The sequence below is a fragment of the Bartonella sp. AD328YNZD genome (assembly GCF_042196425.1).
The window spans coordinates 1-578 of sequence record NZ_JBHIQG010000824.1 but is presented as its reverse complement, the minus strand read 5'-3'; the positions used below and the strand labels follow the sequence as shown (position 1 = coordinate 578).

The following is a 578-nucleotide window of genomic DNA, read 5'->3' as shown; positions in this document are numbered from 1 at the left end:
CAAATAGGGATTGATCCCCAGCAGGTTTATGCAAGCGATATTGATGAAACGCCAAAATTAAAAGAACATCCTGCAAACCTTGCCAAACGTTTGGCAAAAGAAAAAGCGCTGAAAGCCCAAAAAATTTTGCGCTGGTACAGTCAGAATGGTCAAGACGAGTTGCAGAATGTTCCCCAAAAATTGTCTGCGCAGAAAATGATTATCTTGGCGGCTGATACGGTGGTGGCTGTTGGCCGGACCATTCTCCCCAAACCAGAAAGCGAGGATGAGGCTTATGAATGTTTACGATTCCTTTCTGGACGGGCGCATAAGGTCTATGGTGCCATTTGTGCGCTCAATGAACGTGGAAAAATAACCGTAAAATTGGTTGAAAGTCGTGTTCGTTTTAGACGCTTAACCTCTGCCATGATGAAGGCTTACCTTGCTTCAGGAGAATGGCAAGGCAAAGCGGGGGGCTACGCTATTCAAGGAAAAGCAGGGGCTTTTGTTGTTCATATCACGGGTTCTTATTCTAATGTTGTGGGATTGCCTTTGGCTGAAACAACCGATCTCTTGACCGCTTATCACTATCCACTTTT

The 578-nt window shown here is 45.2% G+C and carries 1 protein-coding gene; it reads left to right on the top strand.

The window, feature by feature from the left end; genetic code table 11:
* Positions 1-578 (top strand): Maf family nucleotide pyrophosphatase (locus ACFIO3_RS15240; protein ID WP_375704801.1); only part of this gene is annotated, 578 nt, incomplete at both ends.